Origin of the sequence: Streptomyces longhuiensis, assembly GCF_020616555.1 — a bacterium.
GTDB classification, from domain to species: domain Bacteria; phylum Actinomycetota; class Actinomycetes; order Streptomycetales; family Streptomycetaceae; genus Streptomyces; species Streptomyces longhuiensis.
This window is the reverse complement of record NZ_CP085173.1, coordinates 1,235,632-1,261,082: the sequence shown is the minus strand read 5'-3', so window position 1 is coordinate 1,261,082 and position 25,451 is coordinate 1,235,632. Positions and strand designations below refer to the sequence as shown.

Here is a 25,451-nt window from a genome sequence, read left to right as displayed (position 1 = left end):
ACAGGCTTGGAACGAACGGGAGAACGGACCTGATGGACAATCTGGCGGAGGTATCGGTTTTACGTACGGCGCCCGCCACCGGCGGGTTCTTGCGTCGAAGATTGCCGGACACAGGTAGTGCGGCAGGACTCACCGTGCGGGCATGCTGGTGCCTTCGGTAGAGACGGGGGAGTCAGTGGAAGCAAGCACAACTCGCAGCGTGGCGCGTGCGCGCGTGGGATCGGGACTGGTGGTGGCTGTCCTTCTGCTGCCCCTCGCCGGCTACGGACTGGCCCGTACCGGTGCAGTCCCCGAAGGGACACCGATCGTGCTCGGCCTGCTGTGCGGGATCATCGGCCCCGTCTTCCTCACCGAACTGTGCGAGGAACGAGCCCCGTTCCGGCACTCGTCATCGCACCTGACCGCACGCACGCTGACCGGCGAACGCTCCGTCGACCTGAACCGGATCACCACCGTCCGCCTGCTCACGACCTTTTCGTACGGCGGCCCGCACCGCACCGTGGTGGTGTGCGACGCCCATGGTGTGCGCCTGGGCATCACGACGACGAGATCCCGCGGGAAGCTGCGCCGAGCGATCGAGAAGGCCGACGCGAACGCCGCGCGAGGAGTCCCCCGCCCCCGGGTGAGCCGAGCAGCCCGGACATACCTGGACCTCGCCCCGGGACGAGGGCTCGTTGTCCACACGGCTCTCGCCTTTCTGCTTCTGACGACGTCCGCGAGCCTGTACGTGGTTGTTGCGGTCCGGCTCGGCGGGCAATGAGAGCTGCGGAGCACCTACGTTCCCCACCGCAAGAAGTGCAGAGACGGCAACTCGGCCCGGAGAAAGCGAGGTTCGCTCCCGAGGACCGGACCGTGCTCGCCGCACGCCTCACACCGCTGCCCCACGAGGTGCTGCACGGCATGCGCCTGCCGGTACGGCCGGACACGGTACTGCGGTGGCCTGTGCACATCTGAACGTCCGTTTTCGTAACCAGCGGAAAACCCCGTCTACCAGGACGCCTCCGGCCGTGGCGTCGTCGAGCCGCGGCTGGGGCCTGGGCCGGCCGCGAACCGGGCAGGCCTGCAGCCTACGAGCGAATCGAGTACCGGGCGTCACGTGGCAGCTGGCAGCTTGCGGCCTTCGCGGAAGCTCCTGATGTCCTATGTCATGATTGCGTCAGCGCTTGAGGAAACCCTTGGAGTGCTCCTTCGCGCCCCGCATCATTCCTCGTGCTTCGAGAGCGGCACCTTTTGCTGCAAGGGTTTCTTTGTGCGCTGCGTGAGCCGCCTTCCGCACGGACTTTCCGACGATCTGTTCGGCTTTTGCCTTGGCTCTCTCTACGGTAGTCATCTCGATACCTCCACGGAGCCTCACTGACCGTGTGCCCGTGAGACAGGGGACAAAAACACAAGCGCCGCGGGGAACAAGAAAGGGGCCAGGTGAGTCGCCCCGTATCATCCGCCCCCGATTATCGGCACGTGATAGTGCACCTTTGCTACCACGAGTTCGCCGCCACCCGGTCGGGGAACCTCACGTCACGAGGGTCGGAGTCACGTCCGCTCGTACGCCTTGACTGGTGAGGATCAGACCGTCGCGGTGGCCGGGATCGATGAGGAACGCCAGGTCTTGGTGGGCCAGTTGGCTGCCGGCGGTCCCAGTTGTATGTGGTGACTCACGAGAATGTCGGCGAGCGCCTGACCCAGTCGCTGCGCCGATGTGAAGACGGGGACGGCCTGCAGGTGTGGTGGTCGTCGATCAGGGGGAGGGGCAGCCGGCCGTCTTCCGGCTGGTCGTGAGTATTGGGCTCAGTCGGTTCAGGAACGAGAATGTCGCAGCCGGCCAGTGTGCCGGCGCGGTCCGGTCGTCGGGGGTTCGGTGGAGGTCGCGTAGGGCGTCCTGGGCGGCGGACGCGAACAGTTCCTTGGGGACGCTGTCGTCGCACGTCGTTGGTCCCCTCGTGGCTCCCGCTGGACCGCGCGGCTTGGGATCGCCGGGTGAGGGCCTGCCGTCCCGCTCTCCAGTGCCCAGGAGTGATTAGGCCATGCGGCATCTCAGTGTGCGGCGATGAGCACAGGCCGTCATGTCGAAGATAGCGGTGTGTGCTCCTCGCGGCGTCTCACCGGCCAACAGGTCGAAGGCCTGGGCCGTGGCCTGCCGCATATCGGCCTGCGGCCCGCTCTCACCGAAACGAGGACGTGAGGACCCGGCGTGTGTCCCACAGGCGTACGGCTGTCTTGTAGGTGGCGGGGGAAGTTCAGCCGTCGCGTCGAGAGGAGAGCCATGAGCATCGAGTTTCGGTAAGGCAGGGGCCTACGCAGCCAACACGCGAACGCCGTTGCCAGCCTGACCATCGGTGTCCGTTGTGCCATGGGTGACGTCGACGAAGGCGGAACCGATGGGCATCGACCAGGCGGACCCGTGGGGGATCTTCGTCGCCACGTGGCCGGCGACATGGTTTGGCCTCGGGCAGGCTCTGACCACGTACGAGTGTGCGCCATGTACGGGCCTGGCAGTGGTGCCCCGGCCCACCGCTTCTTGCAGCGGCACTGCAGGGGCTGAGTGTCCCGATGGCCGGAAGCGGCGACAACCGTCGCACCAACGGCGCCGGATGTACTGCTTGAAGCACCTGCGGTCTCGATGACTCGCCACTTGACGAAGCCGATCACGTCACCGAGGGTCTCGGCGAAGCCTGCAAGCTCGTAGTCCAGCCGGAGCGTGCCAATTTTCCTACACTGCCGACGGTCGTCCACGCGACGCGCTGGTCGGGTATCTGCTCAGTCATCGGCATCGCATTCCCGCTCGACCTCGGCGACCTTCGCCTCCCAACGATTGCCGGCGCAACCCCAACCGGCGATCTCGCAAGCCAGGTTGAAACCGGCTCAGCGTCGTCTACCGCCCGCTTCCGCACACATCAGCCGACATTCCGACGCTTCTCGCTTCCGATCCCACCTGAACCGTAGCCGTTGTTAAAGAATTCGGGGCTGTGAAAAGTCCGTGGAGCATCCGGTTTAAAATTGTATTTTGGGGTGACTCGAGAGATCGAACCTATTTCGAGCGAGGCAGGGTGTGAGTGGCAGTGGCTGGGGACGAGAAGGCTAAGGCTAAGGGCGAGCAGATCAAGGGCAAGGTCAAGAGGGCCGTCGGTGGTGCACTCGGCAACGAGTCCCTGAAGGCCAAGGGACACGCCGAAGAGTCCAAGGGTGACTTGCGTGCGGCCAAGGAGAAGACCAAGGACGCCATCAAGCCCAAGTAGACGCGCCGCTCATGGTTCCGGCAGCCGCCATGGCTGCCGGGGTTGAGGCTGCCCGCACCCGCAGCAGCGTGCTGCGTCGGCCATCCGGAGCGTGTCCTCCCATCCGGCCGGCAGGATCCGGCGATGACGAGAACCTGATTCTGAACGATCAGATACCCGGAGTGGTCGGTGAAGGCATCGGTTGCCGTGCCGACCGCCGACCATGCCCCCCCCGGGACGACATCCACCGCCAATGCACCGGCCAGAAGCACCGCCGGCACGGCGAGCATGCAGCCCGAGATGCCCCTCACTGTGTCTCCGCCTCTTCGTCCTTTCCGTCGTGGTCTGCGAGTCCTCGACCGGGCGGCCCCATCCCAGGAACGAAAGGGCTCTGGGTCAGCAGGGGGACCCAACAGGCGGGTCAGCTGCTACAGCGGCGTGCGTAGCGCGCTGCGCTGATCGCGCCAGGCTCCCAAGAGCTGTCGTCCGAGGCGTTCTTCCAGGAAGACGGTGGCTTGGACGCCGAAGGCGATGTCGGGCTCGAGCATGGGTTCGCTTGTTCGCAGCCCGCCGATGACATCGCGACGCACCACCTGTTCGTGGACCGCGTCGGCCTCCACGTGCTCGTCGTAGAAGCGGGCCGCGGCCGGTCCCGCGCCGGTACGCCGCATGGCCGAGGCCAGTCGCCGCGAGCCGGGGGGCGACGCTACTTCGACAGCGGCGAAGTGCCCCACCAGGGCACCGCGCAGAGCACGGTGGAGGCCGAACAGAGACATGACGTTGACGGTGGCCAGGGCTTCCGCCGGCGCCGTGTCGACATAGTGTCCGTAGGCGGTGCGCAGGCCGAGGTCCGCCATGAGGTCGGCGAAGAGCTGGGCGTGGATGTCCTCCGCGTGTCCCGCGCCGAACTCGTCGAACTCGACGGCCACCATGGCGGCTTTGGCGCGGCCGTGCAGACGAGGGAGAACCCAGGCGTGAGGGTCGGCTTCCTTGAGGTGATACAGCGAGCGCACGGCTGCGTACTCCCTGAGCTGATCCAACGTGCCGTCCCTCTGCAGGTAGTGGCTGACGCTCGACTCGTCGTGACCGACGGGTTCCACCAGAAGCGGGGCGAGGGACTCGTCGGCATCGGTCCGTGGCGGCACGTCAGTGCGCAGCGCCTCGAGGAAGCGCTGTTCGAGCAGACCGCGCAGGGCGAGCAGCGCCGGGTTCCACTCGTGTTCGTCGCTGACGCCGTCGAAGCCTTGGTAGTGCAGTTCGTAGAGAACGTAGAGAGCGAGCTGGAGATCGTCTCCGTATGGGTCGACAGCGCGCGGCAATGCGAGCGGCAGTGGCGTCGTGGCGGCACCGCCGAGCGCTTTGAGCACTGTGGCCGACAAGTCGCCCCGGGGCTGGGGGAGCGGGGGGCTGTGACCGCGTGGCTCCTGGCCGTCCGGATGCATGAGGCGGTCCTTCCTCAGGCCTCGGAGTCCGGTGCGGGCGCGTGGTCGGTCCGGGATTTCGTGCGGCGCCGGTGGCTGGTGTCGCACCACGGGTAGTTGCGGCTTCGCCGGCACGTGCAGATTGCGACGGTGAAGCGGTGCGAGACGCATACGGCGCCGTCGTCACCCACTACCTCTACGGGGCCTTCCACCAGCAAGGGGCCGTCTGGGTCTACGGTGACGTGGCGTGCGCGTTCAGAACTTTTCGGCACGGATGACCACCAGCTCTTCCCAGCTCTCCTCGCCCACAAGTCCTCGGCTGCGCAGCCATTCCGTCCGGGAGCGCAGGACTGGACCGAAGGGGATGCGGGCTCGATCGACGACCACAGGGTGGAGACCTGTGTCGGTGAGCCGCTCGAGCGTGGCCTCGGTGCCGGACAGTGCCGACTGCACGAGCAGCAGCACTCCGCCCGGCCGCAAGGCTGCGGGGGCGGCGTCGCAGATACGGTCCACCAAGGCGCGTCCGTCGGGTCCCGCGTCACACGAGCGGGCCTTGCCTCGACGCGGCAGGCCGACCGAAGGACAGGGCACGTACGGCGGATTGCTGACGATGATGTCGTATGAGCGACCTTGGAGCGCGCTGGTCAGGTCTCCGCGGCGGACGGTGACGTGACGCCGAGACAGGCGTGCGTTGAGACGCGCAGCCCACACAGCACGCCACGAGATGTCGACAGCGGTCACACGGGCACCCATGCGCGCGGCCTGGACGGCGAGCGCGCCGCTACCGGTCCCCAGATCCAGCACACCGGTGGTGGGGCCTATGTTCTCCCCGTGCAGCGCCTGGACGAGTATCTGCGTGTCGCTCTGCGGTGCGTACACCCCGGGCGGCGTGAGTATGCGGGGCGGACACGACGGAACCGGTGCTGACTGGGCCTCTGCGGTCATCGGACTCCACTCCGTGTGGACATTGTGCGTGACTGCTGTGGCACCGGGTGCCCTTTGGGGTGCGATCCACACGTGCGGCCTCTTGTGGCGGATGTGGTTGCTGCCGAAGCGGCGCTGTGCGGACACCCGGAGTAAAGCCCTCGAGCTCAGCCTGGACGGCATCGAGCGCCGCGTCGCCGCGCTGGAGACCAACACGGTGTTGGATGCGGCCACGATGATGATGCCCCGCGTGTACCCGGCGAAGGTGCGCCACGCCGTCCGTCCCGCGCGGCCCCAGGTGCCCCGAGCGCCCTCCGGCAGCAGATCCTGGAACCAGTACCAGTACTTGTCCCCGGAATGCATGAAGAAGAAGGAACAGAACAGGGCGAGCGCCCCTGCGGTGAGGACTTCCACCAGCCGCCCGGCGCCGCTGAGCGCTCTGCTGATGAGTTCCGAACGGTGCTGCGAGACGAACGTGGACACCTTGCCCTGCAGATCCGAGAGCACTGCGTGGTTCACGTGGAAGGGGGCACCCTCCAGCCACCGTTGGATCCGCCCGACCCGCAGCCGTCGCCCACTGCGACCGGAGCGGGGACGCGAGCCGGGCCCGCCCGGCTGCTGCCGCTGCGAACCGTCGGCCACCTGTGTGTCACCGCCTCCCGTCGTCGAGTCGCGCAGCTCCGTGTTCCCCAAGGGGCAGCTTCGAACAACGCCGTCGGAATCACGCGACTTGGCCAAAGTGGAGCGATGACAAGGGGCGACATGGACAGGGTGTGGCTGCAGAAGAGTCGTCGCAAGCCGGGGACGGGGGCGGCCAGCCGCATGCCCGGGCGGCCCGACACCCTCCGCTGACGTTCAGTTGGGCATCGGGCAGCACTGGGGGCCGGGGTCGGCCGCTGCGGCAGGATCAAGGACTTCTCAGCGTGCGTCCTGGGCGAAGGCGGCTTCCGCGGCACGGGCACGAAGGTTCTCGAGGGTGGCCGCCTGGCTGTCGGCCCGCTCCAGAAGGCTGTGCAGTTGGCGGGTCAGGTCTTCAGCGAGGTCGGGGATCATGGCCAGGCCTCGCCACAGGCACGCTTTGCCTTCCACTCCCAGTTGCAGGGATTCCAGCTCGACCAGGGTGTTGAGTCTGGTGCGGCCCAGTGCGCTGCCATGGGGCATGAGGCGGGCGAGTTTCTCGCCGAGCCAGCCGGCGCCGATCTTGTAGTGCTTCACCGGGACGGCCAGCTCGGACATGACGTCCAGGAGGGCGGAACGGTCCTGGTCGATCTCTTGAGCCAGATGGTCCAGCGTCTCGCCGAGGGCGTGCGGCGCCGAGCGCTCGGCCTCGGCCAGGTGGCGGCAGAGCGCCACACCGGCCGTGGCCCCGGCCAGGTGGTCATTGAGGTACAGAGCCAGCAGCGTCTCCCCGTCCTGCTGACCGTGTTCTTGCGGCGTCCCGGATTTGGCGAGGTCATTCACGGCTTCTCCTCTCATGCCAGGGCGTGGCCCGGGGCTTATGCGCACGGTGCTCCGGTGCCCATCTTCCGATCCCCGTGCCGTCGGCGCCCGCCCGAAGCCGCGGAGAGGCCTTCCAGAAAAGAGTCCTTCGCTGTTGTCAGCAAGAACCGGGGAATGACGCCGGTAGATTCTCTCCCTTGAGGTATTACGGTCCTCGGCCGTCGTACCTCGAAAGCGATTCTGGAGAGAAACGAGGCTTGTGCACTCAGGTCGGCCGAGCAGGCCAGACGTCTCCGCCGCCCCGCCTTCCCTCGGTCCGGTCCCGGGACCCGTCTGCCTGACGTTGGCGAAACTTGGCCTGGCCGCTTTGTGGAGTCACGCGGACGGCGGCAGCAATGTACCGAGTGGCCCCAAATCCAGATTGAGGTCTTCCATCGTCAGCCCGTACTCGGCACACAGACCAGCCATGCGTTCGTGAAGGACCAGGAGCGTGGCACCGAGGCGTTCCTCCTGCTCTTCTGTGAGGTCGCCCTGGTCGACCCGGTGGAGCGCCTGGCGTTCCATGAGCTGGCGCAACAGTTCCACAAGGGTGAGAACGAGCCTGACCAGGTCCCGTTCCACGGTGTCAGGGTCGGAGCTGATCCGGTGTGAGGGTGCACGTGCGGACTCGGTCCCCAAGGGGAGGTCACGGGGTGTGGCGGGCAGCATCCGGAAAGCGCGCGCGGCAGCCTCAGCGACCTCGGCCTGCCGCTGCGCGTGCCTACCGCGTTCTTCGGAGGTCATCGCTGTGTCCCGGAGGAGCGGGCGGAGGCCATGGCGCGGGATTGTCCGGGCCGATGGATACGATCAGGGCGCGCAGCGATATGCGCACGAGGTCGATGTCGGCGATGGAGAGCACCACATCCCCGGTGATGACCGCGCCTCCGCTGAGCAGCCGGTCGAGCAGGTCTATGAGGGCGACCTGTCGGTCCGGTAGCGGGGCCACCTCGGACGATCTGCCTGCCGTCATCATGCGCTTGGTCCGTCCACAGGAGGGTCTGACCCGGGAGAGGCCGCCGCGAACGAGTACGGAGCCCATGGGCCGGTGATCTCGACTCTCACTCCTTGAAGTCCCTCGGCAGCCCGTGCGGCCTCGGAGCGGAAGCTCTCAGCGCGGTCCATGGAGACGAGATACGCGTCGTTGAGGACGTTTTCGTCCCCCGTGGTAGCGAGGTCGCCCTGCTGGACACGATGACGTGCACGGCCGACCGCGAACTGGCGCCCGGCTGCTTCCACCCGCTCGGCAGCCTGCTGCGCAGCCCTGTAGACCTGGTCACGGACACCCTTCTGTGCCCTGCGCTGTAGAAGATAGGCCCGGCCCGGCGACAGAGCGCCGGCTTCGGCCGTGGCGGGGGCGGGAGTTGGAGCGGAGGGGTCTGCGTAGATCTTGACACCCCACTCGATGTGACCTGCGAGCCGAGTGAGCTGCTCGTCGAACACCGCCGCTCGATCGTCGAGCACCTCACGGGCGCGCGCGTTGTCGAGATAGACGGTTGCCAGGCGCAGAGGGAGAACGTCGGTTCGGGTCGCGAGGGCGTCGATGACGCTGTGATGGGCGCGGGCGACGGCCTCCAGCCACGCCATGTCCTCCAGATGCCGCTTGAGGGCCGACTCCTGAAAGTCGTCCGCTCCGACGCGGCTCACCACGAGGACAATCGATGCGTCGCGGTCGCTGGTCACGAGTGCGACGCTCTCGCCGACACCAGTGAGGGTGGCCGCGTATTCTGCGAGCCCGTCGGCGTCGCGGGCTACTGCGTAGGCGTAGGTGACCAGTTCACTCATCTGTCCGGCTCCGGGGATTGCGTCTCGCGTGCTGCTGTTCACCCTCGGGGAGCTCGGTGCCCTGGCGCAGGGCAGCGATCTCAGCCCTCAGCCGCCGGTTCTCTTCGGACAGCGACTGCTCCCCTCTGGCTCGGGACGAGAGTGACGGATCGTGCTCCCACCAGTCGATGCCCATCTCCTTCGCCTTGTCGACGGATGCGACCAGCAAGCGAAGTTTGATGGTGAGCAGCTCGATGTCGAGCAGGTTGATCTGGATGTCGCCGGCGATGACGATGCCCTTGTCAAGGACCCGTTCAAGAATGTCCGCGAGATTGGCTGACGAGCCTTGGGCGTAGGCCGGCGCGGCTCGGGTCGGATACGAGCCGAGCCTGTCGACGGGAGAGTCAGTCACAGGAGTGGCCTCGCGTTCTGTGGTGCGGCTAGGGAGCGCCGCGGTCGCGACGGGCTCTGATTTCATCGAGCCGGTCGAGCAGTTCGTCTTCGCGCTCGTCGAAAGTCGCCTCGTCGATCTCCCCGTCGAGCAGCCGACGCTCGAGTTCCGCCAATTCACGGTGGACAGGCGCAGGGTCGTAGTACTTGTCCTCAGCGGCCTCAAGCACACGGTCCGCGACCCAAACAACGCCGCGCACCGGTGCGAGGGGGAGGGTGAGGATTTGGGTGATCAGGCCCATGGTGACTCCTTAGACGAAACTGTAGGGAGGCAGGGGGCCGTTGAGTCGGAAGTGGACGTCCTCACCCAGCTGATTGGCGACGCTCAACTCCGTGGTGAGGAACATCTCCTCCTGATCGTGAGGGACGAGGAACGAGACATTGAGGAAGTCTTCGCCGGTCAGTTGGGACGACTCCCTGTCCCGAGAGTAAGGGCGAAGCGCCTCGACGACCCCGTGGGCGAGTGCCTGCTGGCGCACCTGGACCTCAGCGGCGACCAACTCGCCGAGTCTTACAGGAGCCTCGGGACCGGCGGTTCCGCTGCGGATCTCGTCGTTGAGCTGCCGTGCCTCCTGCGACGAGTCAAGAACCTGTCGTAGCAGAGTGTCTTCGTCCTGGGACACCTTGAGGTTGTACTCCACGGTGTCCTCAAGTGCCTCCAGTCTGGCCGTGTACTCCTCGGCGCGTTCCTCGAGCGCAAGTCGCACTGCCTCGTCGTCCGGGGCCAGAAATCCGAACCTCAGCGGCAGCACCGCACCGTCTCCCATGAGGCGGTCCTGGACCTGGTGATGCGCAGACAGATCACGACGCTTGGGGCGCAAGCCATCCGGCGCATCGCTGACGACGGCGCACAGTGTTCCGCCAATCACGGTACGCAGTTGGGTGGGTGGATCACCCACGCCATCGAGTCCGCCGAGTTGGAGGGGGTGCTGCTTGCTGGTGATCGAGTAGATGTATACGGCCATCGCTCATTCCTTCTTGCGGGACGAGCCTCCGTCGTGACGGGCTGTCCGCCGGGGGGGCCGCCGTCGTCTTTCAACGGGCTTTCTCTCGCGGGTGTCCTCCTCCTCGGGTTCGCTCTCTTCGCTGTCGTCCTCGTCGCCCCCGGTGACGCCTTTGATGGTGTCGGTGACCGCTTCCACGGCGCCGGTCAGAGCGCCTTTGGACTTTCCCTTGGCGCCGCTTTCGACCGTGTCTCCGACGATGTCGGTCAGTTGGGCGGGTGCCTTCCTTCCCGTCTCGAGATCAAGGCGGTTGCAGGCTTCCGCGAAGCGTAGATAGGTGTCGACACTCGCGACCACGATTCGGGCGTCGATCTTGAGGATCTCGATCCCTACCAACGAAACTCGGACGAACACATCGATCACGAGTCCGCGATCAAGAATGAGTTCCAGGACGTCGTAGAGACTCCCTGTGCCGCCTCTGGAAACGCTGTTGCCGCCCTGCGGCACCATGGTCATGGTGCCTCCCTTCACCGGCGGTGCCCTCAGCCCCGACGGTCGATCTGTCCACGTGTATAGCGCCGGACCCTCTCGTAACCCACCAGGTCGCCCTCCTTGTCCAGAGTGACGCGATAGCTGGCCATCACGCTCGTCGTCTCAGGGATGCGCTCGAGCTCCAGTACCTCGACATCCGCCACCCAGCCGTCCTCCGTCGGTTTCACCGCGGAGACCGATTCGGGGCGCCTGCCAAGCAACTCGTACAACTGCTCCGCCGCGGACCGCATGGCCTGCGCCGCGTTGCCCTTGCCGGAGCGGTGCCGAGCGGCACCGCCTCCCTCGCCGGCGCGGGCGCCCGCGCCGGTCTGGCGCTTGGGTGATCGTTCAGCGGGCATGGCGCCACCGTTGGGATAGGAGCAGAAGTCACATTTCATGGATGAACATATGATTCCATGGTATAGGGACATGTATCGCACCGCCGAAGGTGAGCTCCGGTCTGAGCGGCTGGATCGGCGAGTACCCGAGAGTCGTAAGCCGGCAGCGCCCAGTGATGCGTCGTCGTGTAATCCTGCGGTTCAACTGCAGGGCATGCAAAAGGTGTTCGCCTGACACGACGGCGACGCACTTCGCCCGTGGCGCGCCGAGCTTCCACGGACGACGGCCGCAATCTTCCTGCGGACCTATAAGGGAAGGCAGTTGTTGTGGTGGCCCCCGAGGCGGGCAGTTTCCCGTGGACGTCCGATGCGCTCTGCGCATCCATGACCCGACAACTGCGTGAGGCTTTCCTGTGGTGGTGGGGACAGCATGATCGGCAGGTCCCGTACGTGCACACCTCAGGCGTGCCACACCTCGTTCCACACGGCTGCGGCCCTGCCGACGATGCCGATCTCTCCGATGCCCGTCGACCCCATGGCGTTGACATGGGCGTCGCGCTCAGGAAGCCAGTGCGCCTCGATCTCGTCGACGTCAGCATTGGCCGTGATGTGGTGCATCGGCGTGGTCGCAGCCCTTCTTGGGGCTCGTCACGCCCAGCCGTTCGTGGAGAGCGTCGAGCAGCGTCGTGTGCGGTGTCGACGATCAAGCGACGCGGGGCGGCAGAGAGAGAGTGGGCGCGGCGCGAGCCGTGGGGCACCGTGGTGGGTGGCGGCGCCTCTGTCGGGTAGCCAGGAGGTCATCCCACCGACCACATCCGCCTGCGGAAGAACTCGGGTGCCGCAGCGACCGTCACTGGGAGGAGGCTCCCGACTCCGAGGCCGACAGCATGATGTGGTGCTCGCCCGACGGACTCACGGGCCACCACAGACTGGCGGGGGCCTTGCCGATGGTGGCCACCGGATTCGTCCGCAGTGCATCGGTCATGCGGTGGGGACATGTTCATGTGACAGGGCCCTGGTCACGCTGGGTGTGGAGGTCTGCTTCCCAGTCATGAGCGCTTGGTGGGGTGGGGGTCATGTCCGGGGCGGGGCGAGCAGCGCTCGCACGCCTTGGCCGGTGAGGATCACGCCGTCGTGGTGGCCAGGGTCGATGAGGAGCGCCAGGTCGTCGTCGGTGGGCCAGTTGGCTGCCAGCAGTCCAAGTTGGATCTGGTGGCTTGCGGCGATGTCGGGGAGTGCCTGGCCCATTCGCTCTGCTGACGTGAAGACGGGGACGGCACGGAGGCGTGGTGGATCGTCGATCACGGGGAGGGTCAGTCCGTCCTCTTCCGGGTGGTCGTGAGTGTCGAGTTCCGTAGGTTCAGGAACGAGAATGTCGCAGGCGGCCAGTGTGTCCAGCGCGGCCAGGTCGTCGGGTGCTCGGTGGAGGTCGCGCAGGGCGTCCTGGGCGGCGGCCGCGAAAACTTCCTTGGGGATGCTGTCGTCACACATCGTTTGTCCCCTCGTGGCTCCGAGTGGGCCGCCCGGCGCGAGTTCGCCGGGTGGGGGTCTGCCGTCTCCGCTCTCCGGTACCCGGGAGTGATCTAACTATGCGGCACCAGGGTGTCGGCGGCGAGGACGGGCCCGCGTGCCGGAGACGGGGAGGGGTGAGTGCTCTGAGCCGCGGCGATTGTGGTGGCTGCTGAGGCCGACAGCCGGCATCGGCTGCTGCGCGGGCGAGTGCGTACCTGCACTGGGTCACCGTTGGCGACATCGGAGTGAGGCGACGGCGAGTGCGAGGACATGTTCGCCCCACCGACGTCATCGTCGAAGACATTGGTGAGGGCAGCGATATGTGCTCCGGGGCTGCAGCTGCACCGTCGGGTATGTACACGCGCCAGTCTTTCTCGCCGCTCATGGCTCACCGCGCTCACGGGGTCGCGGCCGCCGAGGCCCATCTCGATGAGTCAGTCCCGCTTGTTCGACCACCCGATGAAGGCTGCATTCGCGCGTTGGGAAGTCTTGGCCTGGGTGAGCCAGATGTCGAGGTGGGACTGCGTGAGGCCGGTGAGCTCGATCGTCAATATCAGAGATTAATCATTGGCCTTTTCGTATGCTTCCTTAACGGAAGCGGGAACTCGACCCCGGTCATTCACCTCAAGGCCGTTTTTCTTGGCCCAAGCCCGAATCTGGGCTGTGTCCGAGTGGGCAGAGGGGCCTACGGCTCGACGCCTACCCCTCGTGCCGGCAGTGGTGACGCTGCCACGTACTCGACGGGCCCCCTCGGCGCTCAAGTAGGGGTGCAGAACTTCCAACAGACGATCGTGGCTCTCCGTGGAGAGGTCAATCTCTACCCCAGCCCCGTCGATGAGGATGGTGTGGGTACCGATCTCTTCGGCTTCTTCACCTGTGAGATCGTCCGTATAAGTGATTACTTCTCGCTGAGCCATGCGTTGATTGTAGGGCTAGGGCCTGCGCCGGCCCTCTTCACTCAGAACAGGGCCGGCCCTCGGGCTCAGCTTCGGCAGAATGGAGGTGTCGAACCATGGTTCGCACTTTCATGGCCACCCTGACCGGAATCGCTCACTTCTTTGATTTCAGTGACCGTCAGGCGACCTTTGGTTTTGTCCGAGTGATGCGGGTGATCGTGACGGTAACAGTGACGGTGTCCGCCGTGCCGTGCGTTGTGACCAGGGGGGTGAGGGACGCGCGGGTCCGGTCGTGGACGGTGCGGGCGACGTCTATGGCTCGATGTCCCTCGGCCAGGACGCAGCGCACTTCCACTTGCCAGCCGGAGCCGTCTGGGTCGCGGACGACACGGATGCCCGACAGTGGCGAGGCGAACCTGTTGTCTGCCGCGCCTGGAGTTGCGCGTGAGGCGGCTCGGGCGAGACGGCTGGCGAGGGTGGGCTGCAGGGCGAGGACCCCGCTGACCGCGAGGGCGGCCTCAGCGGCGGTGTGGCGGATGTCGGCAGGGTGACATGCGGTCATGGGATGCCGCCCGGTCCATTGCGGGTGGTGTCTGCGCGGTTCGGTGATACGGGTGCATGGCGCACGTCGATGACCGTGACGTCCACTGCTGTCACTCCCAGGCCCAGGGCATGGTCGGCGGCATCTACTACCGAGCGGCGCACCAGGTCAGCCGTCTCGGGCAGGGGGTGGTCCATGCCGGCAGCCAGGGTGATGCTCACACTTACGCCGGTGCCCTGGTCGGCTCGGGTGAGGCGGCAGCTGGCGGCGGTGACGCCGGGTATCGCGTCTGCTGCGCGCCGTAGCGCGGTGGCCGCGGTGTGTTCGGCGATCTGCAGGGTGCGCGTGGGGTCGTTCAGGGGCAGCATCGACCCCAGTCGTACCTCGTCCCGGACGCTGTCCATGACGCGGGCGATGAGGTTCTGTGTGCTGGGTTTCGTCTGTTCCCGCAGGGCCTGCGTAGCTGTGTCCAGTGCGGCCAGTCCTTCGACGGCGTCGCGGCAGTAGGGGCAGTCGGCGAGGTGGGGGTCGGCGGGCGGACCGGTGTCCCGGGCCTGTTCCCAGGCGTGGCTAAGGGTGCGCCCGCAGGTGAGCAGTTCGTCCCCGGCGTGACGGCGGACCTCGTCGAGAGGTGAGCCGTCTGGCGAGGGCGGTTGGCGTCCGAGCTCGGGAGGCTGGGGGGGATGGTCGTCTAGCGCCATGGGCCCAGTGCCTCCTTCAGGGATCGGCGTGCTCGGTAGAGTCTCCCGCGGACCGTCTGCTCGGTGGTGCCGGTCACGTGGGCGATCTGTTCGTAGGTCAGTCCGTGCAGTTCCCGCAGGATCCAGCAGACCCGCTGCTGCGGTTCCAGCGCGCCGAGCGCGTTGACCAGGGCTTCGGTGAGGGCGTCCTGTTCGGCTGCCTGCGCGGGCGAGCTGCGTGTGCCGGGGGCGGCGGGTTCGGCCACCGAGTTCAACGGTACCGGTGCCGGCCGGCGGCGCAGGGAGTTCAGGCAGCGGTTGACGGTGATGCGGTACATCCATGTGCTGAACGCCGAGGCGTGGCGGAATTCGGGAAGGCTCCTCCAGGCGCTGATGAACGCGTCCTGCACGGCGTCCTCGGCATCTTGGACGTTGCCCAGCGTGTGGGAGGCCAGGGCGAGCAGGGGACGACTGTGGCGCCGCACCAGGATGGCGAAGGCTTCCTCGTCGCCTTCGCCGGCGCGTGTCGCCAGCAGGTCGTCCGGCGCGGTGAGCAGCCCGTCGGCTGTGCCCGGGACAGGGGGGTCCGGGGGTGACCCGGGGCAGGCCGTTCTGCGCGGGGAAGGGCCGGCACTGTGCGTCATGACCGCACCTCCTCCCTGCGGTGTTGTGCCCGGCCTGAGGTATGTGATGCCGGTTCATGGAAATGTGTGACGTTTTGCCTATCGGGGGTGTCTCATCCTTGACGGGCACCGTGCCGGTGCCCGCAGCGACTGATCGAGGCGACTGCCATGACGGACACCACCGACCGTGCGTCCACCGGACAGGACGGCTCTGCCGGGACGGCGACCATGTTGAAGGGGCCGACCGGCGCGGGCACCTCACCCGAAACGAGGGGCCAGACCACCATCGCCGACGGCGTCGTTGCCAAGATCGCGGGAATGGCTGCCCGCGAGGTACCCGGTATCCACAATCTGGGCGCAGGTATGACCCGTGCCATCGGAGCCGTCCGTGAGCGCGTCCCAGGCGGAGGGACCGGCGGTGTCAGCCGCGGAGTGAAGGTAGAGGTAGGCGAGCGTCAGGCTGCATTGGACATCGATGTCGTCGTCGAGTACGGCTTCCCCATCGTCGAGGTGGCGTCGGAAGTGCGCGTCAACGTCATCTCCGCCGTCGAACGCATGACGGGCCTTGAGGTCGTCGAGGTGAACCTCGTCGTCGACGACGTGCACCTAGACGACGAAGACGACGCGGAGCCGAGCGAAGGCCGGGTCCAGTGACCTCCGGATGCGGGCGGTGACACCCGAGGCGGCACAGCACTCTCATGGGACAGGTGAGTAAGCGATGAACACAGCAACAGTGGGTCTGGCAGCCGGAATGGCGCTGGGATTCGCCGCCTACTTCGGCGGATTCTGGGCCTTCCTTCTCGTGGCAGTCCTGGGCGCGGTGGGCTTGGTGCTGGGCCTCGTCCTGCAGGGTGACGTCGACATATTCACCCGGCGGCAGCGGGACCTGTCCAGCCGGCGGCAACAGTGAGCACCACCACCCGCAGCGCCGGATCAGCTGAGAGTCCCCGCGGCGGGTACGACGCCGAGAATCCCCTGCCGCCTGCCGAGCGCGGCGCGACAGTGATACCCGACCGGGTCGTGGCCCGCATCGCCGCACGGGTGGCGAGCACAGCCCTGCACCGGCTCACCCGCCCGTCACCTGCCCACGCGGAGCTGACCGCACCCGGTGCTCGCGCGACGACGTACGACGGGACGGCACAACTGGCACTGACGGTGGATCTTCCCTACCCCACTGACATCGCCGCCACCTGCGGGCAACTGCAGCGTGAGGTCGCCGAGCGGGTGGCCCAGCTGACCGGCCTGGACATCAGCGAGGTGATGCTGACCGTGCGGCGCCTGGTCATCGCGGGCCGGTCGGCTCGCGTCCGCTGATCGCGCTCACCGCCGCAGCGCTGCCTCGCAGGCCGGCCATCAGCCCTGCCGATCCTCACACCAACGACGAAGGACGGCCACCATGACCCTCCCATCCGGGCCTGCCCCGCCTGCTCACGACGAACAGACGCCGGCCAAGGAGGCCCCTGAGACAGGCCACCCCGACATCCGCTCTCCCGCGACGAGGCCACCGCATGACGGCTGGGGGGCGAGGTCGCCCCGCCTGTGGTCCGCACGCCGCATCCCGGCCGCCTTGGTCGCACTGGTGACGCTCTGTGCCGCCGGGGTGCTTCTGTACGACGTGATCGCAGTGCGCGCCGGACATCGGGCCGGGGCATGGCGCATCCGCCTCGCCCACGAGCTGGCCACCCGCCCGGTCAACGACCCTTGGCTGCTGATCGCGGCCGCCGTCGCCGTCATCCTCGGCCTGTGGCTGCTCATCCTCGCCCTCACCCCCGGCCTGCGCCGACTGCTGCCGCTTCGGGCACCCGATGGCTGTGCCGACATGGGGGCCTGGCTGGACCGCAGGAGTGCCGCCCTGGTGTTGCGCGACGCCGCGATGCGTGTGCCTGGAATCAGCGGTGCCCGGGTCCGGGTCGGACGCCACCGCGTCACGACCCGCGCGGACGTCCGCTTCCGCGACCCCGCCACCGTCCGCGACGAGCTCACCCAGGCCCTGCAGGACCAGTGCCGTCAGCTCGCTGTGGCGCACACCCCGCGGCTGGCGATCCGCCTACGACACCGCACTCGTCGTTGACCTCACCCCGGGAGCGCGCCATGAACGGCCGATCCACACTCAACCGTCTCCTCATGGCCCTCAGTGGCCTGGTGCTGCTGGGCGGCGGTCTGCTGATCCTCACCGCAGGCCTCGACCTCTACCGCCGGCTCCACCTGGCCGCGCCCGCCGGCTGGCCCCTGACCACGCCCCACGACGTCCTACTCAACAACGCCGACCGCATCGGGTGGAGCGACCAGGGCTGGTGGTGGTGGCCCGCCGTCATCGCAGGCCTGGTTCTGGCCGCCGTTTTGGCCCTGCTCTGGCTGCTCGCGCAGCTGCGCCGTCGTCGCCCCGCTTCAGTGAACCTGGGCGGCACGCCTCCACCCGAAAGCGTCGAACTGCGGGGCCGCGCCCTCAGCAATGCGGTCACCGCCGAAGCGCGTGCCCTGCCCGGCGTCGAGCAGGCGAGCGCCCATGTCACCGGACGGGCGGCGCGGCCCTGCCTCCACGTGGCCCTCACACTGACGGATCACGGCACGCCCGCCCCCGTCCTGCAGGCGCTGTGCCGCGGCCCCGTGGCGCATGCGCGCGACTGCACCGGGTTGACCCACCTGCCCACCCAGGCACAACTGGACGTTGGCAAGCACAAGGCGCGCCGCGCGGAGTAGAGCGCGGTCAGCGGGTGCAGCGAAGGCCCGCGGATGGGTGCTCTCCCACCGGCGGGCCTGGGTCCCTGCTGGCTACCAGTAGTGGCGTCGTCCTGCGACGGCGTGGCCCATGGCGCCCAGAATCCAGAGAATGGCGCCGATGACGAGCACGATGATGCCGATGGTCCACAGGATCGAGAGGCCGGTCAAGAGCCCGACTACCAGCAGAATCACTCCGAGAATGATCATGGTGTCCTCCAATGAGGCGTGGTGCTATCTCAACTGTGAACCTTCCCGGCCCGGAGAGAAAGCGGGGCGGGCCGAGCCCAGCTGAAGGCCCGCGTTGCTCCTTCACTTCGTGGTGACACCTTCGGGTGAGCCGCCCGCAAGGCCTGACGGGCGCACTCCACGTGCCGAGTCCCGGGCCGTCCGCGCTGCAGTTGTCATGGGAGCCGGTGAATGCGGCGGCGATCGGCGCTCCCCCGGTCGGCAGCAGCGGTCTGCTCACGTTGAGTACCTCCGGGAGCAGGTAGAGCGGCTGCCGCTACCGTCGGTCAGCGAGACGGTCGCTCCCTTGAACACCTCTCAGCGATGCCTGCTTGCCCGATATAACCGCTCCGTCGGTGGATGGGAGAATTGGAAACCACCCGCAAGGCGTGTGCAGGCACCCCCACGGGACAGGCAGGTAGAGGGCATGCCCAAGCAGCCGAAGCCGTCCGAGCCGTCGGTCGCAGAGGCCGCTCACAGCGTCCCAGCGGATCCAGGGACGCCTCCGCGTCGAGTGGGGTGGACCCCCAGGACCCACCCGGCGCACGCAGTAAAGGTTAGGCAGCTCGACGAAACTGGTCGTGATCTTCGTAGTAGCGCGGAGCCCGATGCGCCAAGGAGGTCCTCGGGCGCTGGCACTGCACAAAGGCGCGCTGCTCGATGCCGCCTGACCGGTGCACTGCGCAGCGTGACGCGCGTCCTGAACAACCAACTTCACTGACCGTGACAGACCCTGTATGAGGATGTGTTCGCCCACAGGTTAGGGGCGATGACGATGCTGTCGTAGCCGGGGAGGGTTTTGGGTGTCAGCGGGGCGGCGCCCTCTAGCTCTGCGTGCGTCAGGTGCTGCAGCCGTCGGGCGCTCGCGCGGTAGAAGCGTTGCTGGGTGGGGCGTCCGAAGGCGGCGAATCCGGCGTGGATCAGGGGGTTGGTCAGCGGAGCTCGCCTCGAGTAGCCGGTGATACAGAACTCCACGGCGCCGGTCCGCAGTCGTTTGACGACTTCGTAGGTCAGTTCACCCTGTTCCAGGTGGCCTTCCAGGGTCTGATAGGACCAGCCCCACACGCGCGATTCCGACCCGCCACAGCCGCGCGTCTCATCGATCACGGAGGTCACTCGTACGCCCATGTCGAAGCGGAGCCCGGCGAACCGGCCTTCCAGGAGCATGTCGCGGCCCAGCAGGGCGCCGTCGCCGCTGTAGATGGAGCGCAGGATGGCCGGATCCGCGAACTGGTAGTCGCGGACCAGGCGGCAGGCGATCTCCCAGGCGCCGCCCTGTTCCGGATCGCCGGAGGGTTCGCAGGCGATCGGGTGGCGCAGGGAATCGAGGCTCCAGCACGCCTCCCGGGTGGGGCGGCTGCGGCTCCCGGGCAGAGGCTCATAGTTGACCTGACGGTCGGCCAATTCACGGAGGGCAGCCACGGCCTTCGGTCGGTGGAGCCGTCGCTCGCGCAGCATGTGTGCCTCACCGAGGCGGGGCGTGTACGGCCTGGTCGAGGTCGCGCAGTGACTGTGCCATGAGCCAGAGTGTGGGTGCCCACAGACCGACGAAGAGGGCACGTCTCTCGGCGTTGCCGCGTTCGTCCTGGTCGAAGCTCGCGGCGCGCATCCAGAAGACGGTGCACAGGCCCACTGAGCCCATTGCTGCAAGCTGCAGTTGCGCACTGCGCAACCCCCATCGGTGCATCATCTGTGCGACGTCGGCCATTCAGCCCTCCTGAATCCGCATCAGCATCGAGGACGCGCGGGCGGCGCCTCGAAGCGGCTCCCACCTCGTGCTGTCATGGAGAAATGTCGGGACAAAACGACAGTAGCAGTGTCACCACTCGCGATGGCCAACCTCAGCTCCGCAGACCGCCGCCGAGGCGGCGGCTGGGCACGTTGCTGCGCTTCCCCATGGGGGTACTGCTGGTTTCCTGGGAGTACATGTGGCGGGTTACCGCGCTGCACCGCACCGAGAGCAGCGGCGACGCCGGCGATCTGCCCCCTCCTCTGCCGGCGGCACATGTCGATGCGTTCACCAAGCCGCTGGCCGATGGAGTGGGCCCGATGTTCCATCGGCGCTTCAGCGTCCGAATCGAGGGCGCGGCGATGGGTCCCGAGGAACTGATCGACGCAGTGGCGGCGGATCTGAACGGGCCGGCGCCGTCGACCGTTGCGGTCTTCCACAGGACGCGAGGCAGGCAGGGCAGCTCCGCACGTCCCGGCGACGAGTACCGCGTGCAGATGCCGGGTCCGTGGGACGGTCCTGTCCGCGTGCTCGACCGCGATGCGCTCTCGATCAGGTTGGGCACGCTTCGCGGGCACTTGGAGGCGGGACAGATCCAGTTCTGGGCAGGGGCCGACGACGACGTGCTGGAGTTCGGCGTCGAGGCATGGTCGAGGGCGGGCGACCGCTGGGCCGATGTCCTCTACAGTCGGCTGCGGGTGGCCAAGGAGATCCAGTTCAACATGTGGGTGCATTTCTGCCTCGGTGCCGCCGGCATGGCCGGCGGACGCCCGCGGGGCGGCGTCACCATCGACACGCGTCGTGTTTCGCAGGATCTCTTGTAGACAGCCCGTGTGTCGTATTTCCGAGCGGGACAGGGTTCGCAACAAAGATCGCCAGTGTTGCAAGGAGCTCCGTGTGCTTGTCTACCCGTCAGCATCGACCTGTCGAGCCGGCACAATTCGCTTTCTGGCTGGCCAACTTGCGCTCCTAAGGCGAGAGATCGGTACGCGATGGCGGCGCCTGACGGCTGCCCGCCAAGCCCGGCAATCCGTCTACCGGCTTCGTCGTAGCGCAGGACTGTCCAACGTGCGGCCATCGCAGGTTGGAAAAGGGTCAATGTCGGCGCGGTTGGCTGCCTGAGGGTTGGAGGCGGGGTCCTGACCCCGCCGGAAGCCAACGTCATCCGCGGCGCCGACTCCGTCCTCTCCTCTTCCTGGCAGCGTCTGCCTCCTCGTCCTCGTCTTCCGTTCCCTCCTCGTCTGCGTCCTCGTCTTCGGGCTCGTCCTCCGCCGTCTCCTCGTCCTCGTAGCCGTCTTCGTCTTCAACCTCGTCCTCGTCTTCTTCCTCTTCCTCGTCTTCGTACGCAGAGTCGGCGCCCTCGCTCGCGTCGCCCTCGTCCTCGGGTTCCTCCTGCTCGGCTTCCTCTTCTTCCATGGCGTCCTCGTGCGACACGACGACTTCACCGTCACGGATTTCACCGCGCCAGCCTTCGGGTTCTTCGTTGGTGAGGCTGACGTACCGCTGGAAGTTCTTGAAGTCCAGTCGCATGCGGCGCCCTTGGGCCCGCCATAGGTTGCCGGTCTTCTCGAAGAACCCTGATGGGTAGTACTCCACGACGAGGACGATTCGGGTCAGGGTGGGTGCCAGTTCATGGAAGCTGACCGCGCCGCGAGTGGTGCCTTTGGCTCCTTCGGAGGTCCAGACAATACGGTCGTCGGGAATCTGCTCCTGAACAGTCGCTTTGAAGCTACGCGAGGATGGACCGACTTTGACCTTCCAGTCGCTCCCGACCTCGTCACTCTTCGAGACGTCGCGAACGCCCTTCGCGAAGCTGCTGAATTTGTCGTACTGCGTCCAGTAGTCGTAAGCGTCACGCAGGGGCACCCCTACATCGAGAACCTCGATGATGTTCATGACCTTGCCACCGCTGGACTTGCGCTTTCCCTTGCCTCCACCAAAGGCGTCCTTCACCTTCCCGACGACGTTGTCCTTGACGCCTTTTGCTTTTTCTGAGACGAACGCCTTCAGGGGTGAGTCGCCCTGCAGGATGCGGGATCCTATCGCCGGAAGCGAACCGGACTCGGACGCGTCGGTGAGCTTCTCGGTCACGTCGGTCAGTTTCTCTCCCGCCTTCTCGGCGAGATTTTCCACTTGCGCGGAGAGGAACTTGGACAGCTCTTCGCGGAGCTGGTCCATACCCGAGGCTTCCTCACCCGAAGCTTCTTCTGCGGGTTGGTCTTTCTCCGTCTTGGCCATCACTGACTACCTCCGACGATCGGCTCGCTTGGATGCTGCTCGCTTCGATGACGTCTTCTTCCTGGCCGCGGACTTCTTGGCGGGCGCGGACTTCTTCGCCGGAGTCTTCTTCGCCGCTGATTTACTGGCTGCGGTCTTCTTCCTGGGCGGCGCCTTCTTCGCTGCGGTCTTCTTGGCTGCACGAGGCTTCTCTCTGCCGGCAGAGGCCTTCTTTCCGTGTGCCGGACGGCGCGGCTGCGGCTTCGCTTCCGGCTCCTCTTCCTCCTCTTCCTCTTCTTCCTCTTCTTCCTCGTATTCGTCTTCCGGCTCTTCTTCCTCGGCCTGGTCCTCGTCGTACTCGGCCTCCGGCTTTTCCTCTTCCTCTTCCTCTTCCTCTTCTTCCTCTTCGTCCCCGTCCTCGGCGTCCTCATCGTCGGGGGCGTACTCCTCCTCGTCTCCCTCGCCCTTCTTCGCGCCGATCAGGGCCGTGCGCTCGCTGATAGCGCCGGCAAGCGTGCCCATGCCCCTTTCGGCTGCGGCAGTCATTGCCTTCCGGCCCGCGTCCAGGACCTCCCCCTGCAACTGCTCCTGCAGTTCGGCGACCTGCGGAATCTCCCCCAGCCTGCGCATCCCCTCGGCCGCAAGCTGGCGAGGTTCAAGACCGAACCGCCGACCCGCCAGATAGGTCGCAATGGACAGAGCCATCCGGCCCTTCTTCGTGCGGCCCAGCACATAGCCGCCCACTACAGCAGCTGCCAGAGCCACCTTTTCCTTGTTATCCATGAGGTCACCTTCGATCGTTCGGCGGAGGAACAACCTCGTGCGGTATGCAGCCGCTCGGTCAGCCGCTCCTCTTCTCGTTCGAACTCCTCCAGGCTGATGTCGCGGTCTCCGAGGTCCTGGTTTGGTGCAGCAGGCTGGGCCCGGAGCACTCCTGGATTACGCAACTCACCCTCGGCTGGGATATTCGGCTTCTCCGCCACCCACCCGAGGCCGCAGACCCGTGCCATGGGCAACGTGGGTAAACCGGTTATCAGTCCCATGTCACACTCCAGCAGTTCGAACAGGAGTACCTTCACCGGAGAAGAAGCTGTGGCAAGGCAGCGGACCAGTAAGGCGCAGCTCCACACGGTCAAGGGCCGCGCGAGCGCATTGCTTTGCCTCGCGTCGGGAAGCATTGCTGTCGCCGCGATTGACGAGAAAAGACGCTTGAGCGGGCATCCCCGTACTTCAGGTCCCTAGGCCACTGCTCGGGCCCTTGGTATGAGCCCGCGTCTCTACTGTCATGAACTCCAGTGTGATGGGAATCTGGCGCGTCGCACCTTGAGCGGTTAAGACGGGCACCCCGGGTGTCCCTGCCCGTAACTGTCTCCGTGATCGATTACCTGGTCGGCGGGGCGGGGGCCCGGGTCTCCTCCGTGCGTGTCCCGGCGGGCGGCGCGGGTGATGTCGAGGCCGGGGCCAAGGGTCGCCGGCCTTGTCGGGCATTTCGGTTTGAGGTGGCCGGTCAGGCAGGATGTGTGACCCGCTCCTGTCAACCTCATCCCAGTGCCTGTGCGCGATCACGAACACAGTCGCGACAGGCTTGGATGCCTGGTGATCCCTAGGCGCCGACGCGGAAATGCCGGAGGGGTGCTCTGGCCTGGTGGAGGCTTATGAGCGCCTGTCGGTAGGAGGTGATCAGGCCGGTCTCCAGGTAATCCACGCCCAGTTCCTCGCAGTAGCGCCGGACGAGGGCCCGGGCCTTGTGCAGGTTGGGGCTGGGCATGTTAGGGAACAGGTGATGCTCGACCTGTGGTTCAGCCCGCCCAGCGCGATGTCGGTGAACCAGCCGCCGTTGACGTTGCGTGAGGTCAGTACCTGGCGGCGAAGAAAGCCGGCCGAGCATTCCCTCATCCTTCACCAGCATTGCCTGCACCGGCTCGCGTTCATGGCGGCGGTGAAGTCGTCGGCGGCCACGCACCATGTCCTCGCTGACGCGCTCCTGAAGGTCCACGCCGTGGTGACGGTTCCCCGGTTCGCTGGCTGCGTATGCGCGTGGTCTGTACGGGTTCCTGCGCGAGCTCGATCAGCAGGGGTGCGACGCCGTCCGCCATCTAGAGGAAGGCCGCGGGGGAGTACGAGGTCACGCAGGGCTCTGGAGGCCTGCACGCCACCCAGGTCTGCAGCATCTGAGTGCCGCCCACAGATTCTCACCGACCCCGTCGTGACGTGGTTCGCACCGGTCTCCGGCCGCGGAGGTATCTGCCCGGCCTTCGCTGAACCGTGCCGGTTCATCTGTTCCTCGTATACCCCTGTATCGACGGGCAAAGGAGCGTACCGGCACGCGGCGGCAAGCTCCTTCAATGGAGTGCATTGCGAGCAGGCTGCGCCTGTCCCATGCATGCCTCGGGCAGGACTTTCGGTACAGGCGCCCGGCGGCCGTCGCTCACTGCCTTCGGGGTCGGCCCCGTCTACGAAAGGAGATCCCCATGACCGAAGTCCTCGGTCACAACACTGACCCGGTCAGTGCCCTGATGCATCTGATCAGCGCGGACAACGGACGATGGCTGAAGGACCAGCCACTGTCGAAGCAGAGGGAGATTGCCCGGCGGTATTTCGACACCACGGGCGTAGAGGTGGCCGACGTCATGGGGGGCCTGGCGGACCAGCCGAGCTCGCAGCAGAAGGCCGACCAGCTCATCGAACAAGAGAGGAACGCCGAGCAGGACTAGGGGCGTTTTCGACACCTTTGGGTCAGATGAAGACACCCACGATGGTCCAGTGTGGCCAGGCCAGGCCAGGCCAGGCCAGGCGAGGCCACGCCATCGCTTTAGCTTGATGCTCCGCTACAGAGCTGCCTAGCAGGCAGTTGTCGAAAGCAGGCGTCCTGCCGCCGATCAGCCACGGTTCTTGCATCTGGTGACCTTGTCGGCGTGTGTCGACCTGGCCGAGAAGGTCACCAGATGCTGGTGGTCCGGTTCCCCGGCAGGGGGCGCCTTCGCTCGAGGGGGCTCCTGCCGGGGATGGTGTGTGCGGGTGGTCGTGGCGTCGACGCCGCCCCGGCGTCGGCCTGCACGAGCAGGGATTCGGAACGCTTTCTCCTCTAGTGCCGTCAGCCGGCCACTTGCGCAGCCTGGTTGTGAGTGCCTTCTGCGACCCGAACGTCTTGGTCGGGTAGGCCCAAGACGTCCCTGGGCTGTGGTCGAGGGGCTGTGGTCGAGCGGGAGCGCGTCGATCACCCTTCAGTGTCCCCTCCACCGCCGCA

35 protein-coding genes and 2 pseudogenes are annotated in these 25,451 nt (G+C 66.7%); 10 read left to right on the top strand and 27 right to left on the bottom strand.

The genetic code is table 11. From position 1 onward, the window contains the following. The first annotated feature begins 229 nt into the window (after positions 1-229). Positions 230-760, top strand: coding sequence for a hypothetical protein (locus LGI35_RS06085; protein ID WP_227292869.1), 531 nt, complete (start codon positions 230-232; stop codon positions 758-760). A 396-nt stretch (positions 761-1,156) separates the two neighbouring features. Here the strand turns inward: LGI35_RS06085 and LGI35_RS06080 are convergent, their stop codons facing one another. Beyond that, positions 1,157-1,330, bottom strand: a complete 174-nt coding sequence (locus LGI35_RS06080) for a hypothetical protein (protein ID WP_227292868.1) — start codon at positions 1,328-1,330, stop codon at positions 1,157-1,159. Between the two features lie 1,726 nt (positions 1,331-3,056). Between LGI35_RS06080 and LGI35_RS06075 the strand changes: the two genes are divergently transcribed. Further along, a complete protein-coding gene (locus LGI35_RS06075; protein WP_227292867.1) occupies positions 3,057-3,233 on the top strand; it encodes a CsbD family protein in 177 nt (58 codons plus the stop codon). Positions 3,234-3,640: 407 nt separating this feature from the next. Here the strand turns inward: LGI35_RS06075 and LGI35_RS06070 are convergent, their stop codons facing one another. The 18 genes from LGI35_RS06070 to LGI35_RS05990 all read right to left on the bottom strand — a co-directional run bounded on the left by LGI35_RS06070 (position 3,641) and on the right by LGI35_RS05990 (position 15,333). Next, on the bottom strand, positions 3,641-4,654 hold the full coding sequence (locus LGI35_RS06070; RefSeq protein ID WP_227292866.1) for an iron-containing redox enzyme family protein: 1,014 nt from the start codon (positions 4,652-4,654) through the stop codon (positions 3,641-3,643). A 14-nt stretch (positions 4,655-4,668) separates the two neighbouring features. Further along, positions 4,669-4,824, bottom strand: a complete 156-nt coding sequence (locus tag LGI35_RS06065; protein WP_323182738.1) for a CDGSH iron-sulfur domain-containing protein — start codon at positions 4,822-4,824, stop codon at positions 4,669-4,671. Positions 4,825-4,888: 64 nt separating this feature from the next. Further along, positions 4,889-5,578 (bottom strand): HemK2/MTQ2 family protein methyltransferase, encoded by a 690-nt coding sequence (locus LGI35_RS06060; protein ID WP_227300211.1) that lies wholly within the window; start codon positions 5,576-5,578, stop codon positions 4,889-4,891. A gap of 897 nt (positions 5,579-6,475) precedes the next feature. Next, positions 6,476-7,018, bottom strand: coding sequence for a hypothetical protein (locus LGI35_RS06055; RefSeq protein WP_227292864.1), 543 nt, complete (start codon positions 7,016-7,018; stop codon positions 6,476-6,478). A 354-nt stretch (positions 7,019-7,372) separates the two neighbouring features. Beyond that, positions 7,373-7,780, bottom strand: a complete 408-nt coding sequence (locus tag LGI35_RS06050; protein ID WP_227292863.1) for a gas vesicle protein K — start codon at positions 7,778-7,780, stop codon at positions 7,373-7,375. After that, positions 7,758-8,006: a gas vesicle protein gene (locus LGI35_RS06045; RefSeq protein WP_227292862.1), complete on the bottom strand. Its 249-nt coding sequence runs from the start codon at positions 8,004-8,006 to the stop codon at positions 7,758-7,760. Before LGI35_RS06045 ends, LGI35_RS06050 begins: the two co-directional genes overlap by 23 nt. Beyond that, positions 8,006-8,818, bottom strand: coding sequence for a GvpL/GvpF family gas vesicle protein (locus LGI35_RS06040; protein ID WP_227292861.1), 813 nt, complete (start codon positions 8,816-8,818; stop codon positions 8,006-8,008). Before LGI35_RS06040 ends, LGI35_RS06045 begins: the two co-directional genes overlap by 1 nt. Continuing rightward, positions 8,811-9,209: a gas vesicle protein gene (locus tag LGI35_RS06035; protein ID WP_227292860.1), complete on the bottom strand. Its 399-nt coding sequence runs from the start codon at positions 9,207-9,209 to the stop codon at positions 8,811-8,813. The genes LGI35_RS06040 and LGI35_RS06035 overlap by 8 nt, the downstream gene beginning before the upstream one ends. Positions 9,210-9,237: 28 nt before the next feature. Further along, positions 9,238-9,489 carry a gas vesicle protein GvpG gene (locus LGI35_RS06030; protein ID WP_227292859.1) on the bottom strand — a complete coding sequence of 84 codons (252 nt, stop codon included), beginning with the start codon at positions 9,487-9,489 and terminating at the stop codon, positions 9,238-9,240. Between the two features lie 9 nt (positions 9,490-9,498). Next, on the bottom strand, positions 9,499-10,212 hold the full coding sequence (locus LGI35_RS06025; protein WP_227292858.1) for a GvpL/GvpF family gas vesicle protein: 714 nt from the start codon (positions 10,210-10,212) through the stop codon (positions 9,499-9,501). Between the two features lie 3 nt (positions 10,213-10,215). Continuing rightward, positions 10,216-10,707, bottom strand: a complete 492-nt coding sequence (locus tag LGI35_RS06020) for a gas vesicle structural protein GvpA (protein ID WP_227292857.1) — start codon at positions 10,705-10,707, stop codon at positions 10,216-10,218. 26 nt (positions 10,708-10,733) lie between these two features. Continuing rightward, positions 10,734-11,081 (bottom strand): gas vesicle protein GvpO, encoded by a 348-nt coding sequence (locus tag LGI35_RS06015; protein WP_227292856.1) that lies wholly within the window; start codon positions 11,079-11,081, stop codon positions 10,734-10,736. 438 nt (positions 11,082-11,519) lie between these two features. Further along, positions 11,520-11,678 (bottom strand): hypothetical protein, encoded by a 159-nt coding sequence (locus tag LGI35_RS06010; RefSeq protein ID WP_341483348.1) that lies wholly within the window; start codon positions 11,676-11,678, stop codon positions 11,520-11,522. Between the two features lie 232 nt (positions 11,679-11,910). Then, positions 11,911-12,045 carry a hypothetical protein gene (locus LGI35_RS46080; RefSeq protein ID WP_264484668.1) on the bottom strand — a complete coding sequence of 45 codons (135 nt, stop codon included), beginning with the start codon at positions 12,043-12,045 and terminating at the stop codon, positions 11,911-11,913. Between the two features lie 89 nt (positions 12,046-12,134). Further along, positions 12,135-12,551, bottom strand: a complete 417-nt coding sequence (locus LGI35_RS06005; protein ID WP_227292855.1) for an SseB family protein — start codon at positions 12,549-12,551, stop codon at positions 12,135-12,137. 581 nt (positions 12,552-13,132) lie between these two features. Then, positions 13,133-13,489: a histone-like nucleoid-structuring protein Lsr2 gene (locus LGI35_RS06000; protein WP_227292854.1), complete on the bottom strand. Its 357-nt coding sequence runs from the start codon at positions 13,487-13,489 to the stop codon at positions 13,133-13,135. Between the two features lie 537 nt (positions 13,490-14,026). Continuing rightward, positions 14,027-14,710, bottom strand: a complete 684-nt coding sequence (locus tag LGI35_RS05995; RefSeq protein ID WP_227292853.1) for an Asp23/Gls24 family envelope stress response protein — start codon at positions 14,708-14,710, stop codon at positions 14,027-14,029. After that, positions 14,701-15,333 (bottom strand): RNA polymerase sigma factor, encoded by a 633-nt coding sequence (locus LGI35_RS05990; protein WP_227292852.1) that lies wholly within the window; start codon positions 15,331-15,333, stop codon positions 14,701-14,703. The genes LGI35_RS05995 and LGI35_RS05990 overlap by 10 nt, the downstream gene beginning before the upstream one ends. A 147-nt stretch (positions 15,334-15,480) precedes the next feature. Here LGI35_RS05990 and LGI35_RS05985 point away from each other — a divergent pair, with 147 nt between their 5' ends. The 5 genes from LGI35_RS05985 (at position 15,481) to LGI35_RS05965 (ending at position 18,012) form a co-directional block, all read left to right on the top strand. Continuing rightward, positions 15,481-15,966, top strand: coding sequence for an Asp23/Gls24 family envelope stress response protein (locus LGI35_RS05985; RefSeq protein WP_227292851.1), 486 nt, complete (start codon positions 15,481-15,483; stop codon positions 15,964-15,966). Positions 15,967-16,030: 64 nt separating this feature from the next. Further along, positions 16,031-16,222 (top strand): mechanosensitive ion channel family protein, encoded by a 192-nt coding sequence (locus tag LGI35_RS05980; protein WP_227292850.1) that lies wholly within the window; start codon positions 16,031-16,033, stop codon positions 16,220-16,222. Continuing rightward, positions 16,219-16,626 carry an Asp23/Gls24 family envelope stress response protein gene (locus LGI35_RS05975; protein WP_227292849.1) on the top strand — a complete coding sequence of 136 codons (408 nt, stop codon included), beginning with the start codon at positions 16,219-16,221 and terminating at the stop codon, positions 16,624-16,626. The genes LGI35_RS05980 and LGI35_RS05975 overlap by 4 nt, the downstream gene beginning before the upstream one ends. Positions 16,627-16,879: 253 nt before the next feature. After that, positions 16,880-17,383, top strand: coding sequence for a DUF6286 domain-containing protein (locus LGI35_RS05970; RefSeq protein ID WP_227292848.1), 504 nt, complete (start codon positions 16,880-16,882; stop codon positions 17,381-17,383). Between the two features lie 20 nt (positions 17,384-17,403). After that, positions 17,404-18,012, top strand: coding sequence for an alkaline shock response membrane anchor protein AmaP (locus tag LGI35_RS05965; protein WP_227292847.1), 609 nt, complete (start codon positions 17,404-17,406; stop codon positions 18,010-18,012). A gap of 72 nt (positions 18,013-18,084) precedes the next feature. Here the strand turns inward: LGI35_RS05965 and LGI35_RS05960 are convergent, their stop codons facing one another. The 3 genes from LGI35_RS05960 to LGI35_RS05950 all read right to left on the bottom strand — a co-directional run bounded on the left by LGI35_RS05960 (position 18,085) and on the right by LGI35_RS05950 (position 19,900). Continuing rightward, positions 18,085-18,240 carry a DUF6131 family protein gene (locus LGI35_RS05960; RefSeq protein WP_165914575.1) on the bottom strand — a complete coding sequence of 52 codons (156 nt, stop codon included), beginning with the start codon at positions 18,238-18,240 and terminating at the stop codon, positions 18,085-18,087. A 732-nt stretch (positions 18,241-18,972) separates the two neighbouring features. Further along, positions 18,973-19,662, bottom strand: coding sequence for a DUF1990 family protein (locus LGI35_RS05955; protein ID WP_227292846.1), 690 nt, complete (start codon positions 19,660-19,662; stop codon positions 18,973-18,975). A 61-nt stretch (positions 19,663-19,723) separates the two neighbouring features. Next, on the bottom strand, positions 19,724-19,900 hold the full coding sequence (locus LGI35_RS05950) for a hypothetical protein (RefSeq protein WP_227292845.1): 177 nt from the start codon (positions 19,898-19,900) through the stop codon (positions 19,724-19,726). A 254-nt stretch (positions 19,901-20,154) separates the two neighbouring features. Here LGI35_RS05950 and LGI35_RS05945 point away from each other — a divergent pair, with 254 nt between their 5' ends. After that, complete coding sequence (locus LGI35_RS05945; protein WP_227292844.1) at positions 20,155-20,811, top strand: DUF1990 family protein; 657 nt, start codon at positions 20,155-20,157, stop codon at positions 20,809-20,811. Positions 20,812-21,148: 337 nt separating this feature from the next. Here LGI35_RS05945 and LGI35_RS05940 read toward each other — a convergent pair whose 3' ends face one another. The 5 genes and pseudogenes from LGI35_RS05940 to LGI35_RS05920 form a co-directional block, all read right to left on the bottom strand. Continuing rightward, positions 21,149-22,225: an SRPBCC family protein gene (locus tag LGI35_RS05940; RefSeq protein WP_227292843.1), complete on the bottom strand. Its 1,077-nt coding sequence runs from the start codon at positions 22,223-22,225 to the stop codon at positions 21,149-21,151. Positions 22,226-22,231: 6 nt separating this feature from the next. Beyond that, the gene (locus LGI35_RS05935) at positions 22,232-22,987 is read right to left on the bottom strand and encodes a histone protein (RefSeq protein WP_227292842.1); all 756 of its coding nucleotides are present in this window, start codon (positions 22,985-22,987) and stop codon (positions 22,232-22,234) included. Further along, positions 22,948-23,214: a gas vesicle protein GvpG gene (locus tag LGI35_RS05930; RefSeq protein WP_227300210.1), complete on the bottom strand. Its 267-nt coding sequence runs from the start codon at positions 23,212-23,214 to the stop codon at positions 22,948-22,950. Before LGI35_RS05930 ends, LGI35_RS05935 begins: the two co-directional genes overlap by 40 nt. 34 nt (positions 23,215-23,248) lie before the next feature. Then, the gene (locus tag LGI35_RS46565) at positions 23,249-23,425 is read right to left on the bottom strand and encodes a GvpL/GvpF family gas vesicle protein (protein ID WP_227292841.1); all 177 of its coding nucleotides are present in this window, start codon (positions 23,423-23,425) and stop codon (positions 23,249-23,251) included. A gap of 382 nt (positions 23,426-23,807) precedes the next feature. After that, positions 23,808-24,079 (bottom strand): annotated as a pseudogene (locus LGI35_RS05920) (fatty acid desaturase); the annotation flags it as partial. 100 nt (positions 24,080-24,179) lie between these two features. On the opposite strand from LGI35_RS05920, the pseudogene LGI35_RS46560 reads away from it, so the two are divergent. Together LGI35_RS46560 and LGI35_RS05915 are read left to right on the top strand one after the other, a co-directional pair. Continuing rightward, a pseudogene (locus tag LGI35_RS46560) lies at positions 24,180-24,414 on the top strand (hypothetical protein); the annotation flags it as partial. Between the two features lie 261 nt (positions 24,415-24,675). Then, positions 24,676-24,918: a hypothetical protein gene (locus tag LGI35_RS05915; protein ID WP_227292840.1), complete on the top strand. Its 243-nt coding sequence runs from the start codon at positions 24,676-24,678 to the stop codon at positions 24,916-24,918. Positions 24,919-25,451: the final 533 nt, after the last annotated feature.

Excerpts from the sequence above, each read along its gene's own strand:
- LGI35_RS06080 (WP_227292868.1), bottom strand. The coding sequence starts at position 1,330 with ATGACTACCGTAGAGAGAGCCAAGGCAAAAGCCGAACAGATCGTCGGA.
- LGI35_RS06070 (WP_227292866.1), bottom strand. The coding sequence starts at position 4,654 with ATGCATCCGGACGGCCAGGAGCCACGCGGTCACAGCCCCCCGCTCCCC.
- LGI35_RS06060 (WP_227300211.1), bottom strand. The coding sequence starts at position 5,578 with ATGACCGCAGAGGCCCAGTCAGCACCGGTTCCGTCGTGTCCGCCCCGC.
- LGI35_RS06050 (WP_227292863.1), bottom strand. The coding sequence starts at position 7,780 with ATGACCTCCGAAGAACGCGGTAGGCACGCGCAGCGGCAGGCCGAGGTC.
- LGI35_RS06045 (WP_227292862.1), bottom strand. The coding sequence starts at position 8,006 with ATGACGGCAGGCAGATCGTCCGAGGTGGCCCCGCTACCGGACCGACAG.
- LGI35_RS06040 (WP_227292861.1), bottom strand. The coding sequence starts at position 8,818 with ATGAGTGAACTGGTCACCTACGCCTACGCAGTAGCCCGCGACGCCGAC.
- LGI35_RS06030 (WP_227292859.1), bottom strand. The coding sequence starts at position 9,489 with ATGGGCCTGATCACCCAAATCCTCACCCTCCCCCTCGCACCGGTGCGC.
- LGI35_RS06025 (WP_227292858.1), bottom strand. The coding sequence starts at position 10,212 with ATGGCCGTATACATCTACTCGATCACCAGCAAGCAGCACCCCCTCCAA.
- LGI35_RS06020 (WP_227292857.1), bottom strand. The coding sequence starts at position 10,707 with ATGACCATGGTGCCGCAGGGCGGCAACAGCGTTTCCAGAGGCGGCACA.
- LGI35_RS06015 (WP_227292856.1), bottom strand. The coding sequence starts at position 11,081 with ATGCCCGCTGAACGATCACCCAAGCGCCAGACCGGCGCGGGCGCCCGC.
- LGI35_RS06010 (WP_341483348.1), bottom strand. The coding sequence starts at position 11,678 with ATGCACCACATCACGGCCAATGCTGACGTCGACGAGATCGAGGCGCAC.
- LGI35_RS46080 (WP_264484668.1), bottom strand. The coding sequence starts at position 12,045 with ATGACCGATGCACTGCGGACGAATCCGGTGGCCACCATCGGCAAGGCC.
- LGI35_RS06005 (WP_227292855.1), bottom strand. The coding sequence starts at position 12,551 with ATGTGTGACGACAGCATCCCCAAGGAAGTTTTCGCGGCCGCCGCCCAG.
- LGI35_RS06000 (WP_227292854.1), bottom strand. The coding sequence starts at position 13,489 with ATGGCTCAGCGAGAAGTAATCACTTATACGGACGATCTCACAGGTGAA.
- LGI35_RS05995 (WP_227292853.1), bottom strand. The coding sequence starts at position 14,710 with ATGGCGCTAGACGACCATCCCCCCCAGCCTCCCGAGCTCGGACGCCAA.
- LGI35_RS05990 (WP_227292852.1), bottom strand. The coding sequence starts at position 15,333 with ATGACGCACAGTGCCGGCCCTTCCCCGCGCAGAACGGCCTGCCCCGGG.
- LGI35_RS05985 (WP_227292851.1), top strand. The coding sequence starts at position 15,481 with ATGACGGACACCACCGACCGTGCGTCCACCGGACAGGACGGCTCTGCC.
- LGI35_RS05980 (WP_227292850.1), top strand. The coding sequence starts at position 16,031 with ATGAACACAGCAACAGTGGGTCTGGCAGCCGGAATGGCGCTGGGATTC.
- LGI35_RS05965 (WP_227292847.1), top strand. The coding sequence starts at position 17,404 with ATGAACGGCCGATCCACACTCAACCGTCTCCTCATGGCCCTCAGTGGC.
- LGI35_RS05960 (WP_165914575.1), bottom strand. The coding sequence starts at position 18,240 with ATGATCATTCTCGGAGTGATTCTGCTGGTAGTCGGGCTCTTGACCGGC.
- LGI35_RS05950 (WP_227292845.1), bottom strand. The coding sequence starts at position 19,900 with ATGGGCTCAGTGGGCCTGTGCACCGTCTTCTGGATGCGCGCCGCGAGC.
- LGI35_RS05945 (WP_227292844.1), top strand. The coding sequence starts at position 20,155 with ATGGGGGTACTGCTGGTTTCCTGGGAGTACATGTGGCGGGTTACCGCG.
- LGI35_RS05940 (WP_227292843.1), bottom strand. The coding sequence starts at position 22,225 with ATGGCCAAGACGGAGAAAGACCAACCCGCAGAAGAAGCTTCGGGTGAG.
- LGI35_RS05935 (WP_227292842.1), bottom strand. The coding sequence starts at position 22,987 with ATGGATAACAAGGAAAAGGTGGCTCTGGCAGCTGCTGTAGTGGGCGGC.
- LGI35_RS05930 (WP_227300210.1), bottom strand. The coding sequence starts at position 23,214 with ATGGCACGGGTCTGCGGCCTCGGGTGGGTGGCGGAGAAGCCGAATATC.
- LGI35_RS46565 (WP_227292841.1), bottom strand. The coding sequence starts at position 23,425 with ATGCCCGCTCAAGCGTCTTTTCTCGTCAATCGCGGCGACAGCAATGCT.
- LGI35_RS05915 (WP_227292840.1), top strand. The coding sequence starts at position 24,676 with ATGACCGAAGTCCTCGGTCACAACACTGACCCGGTCAGTGCCCTGATG.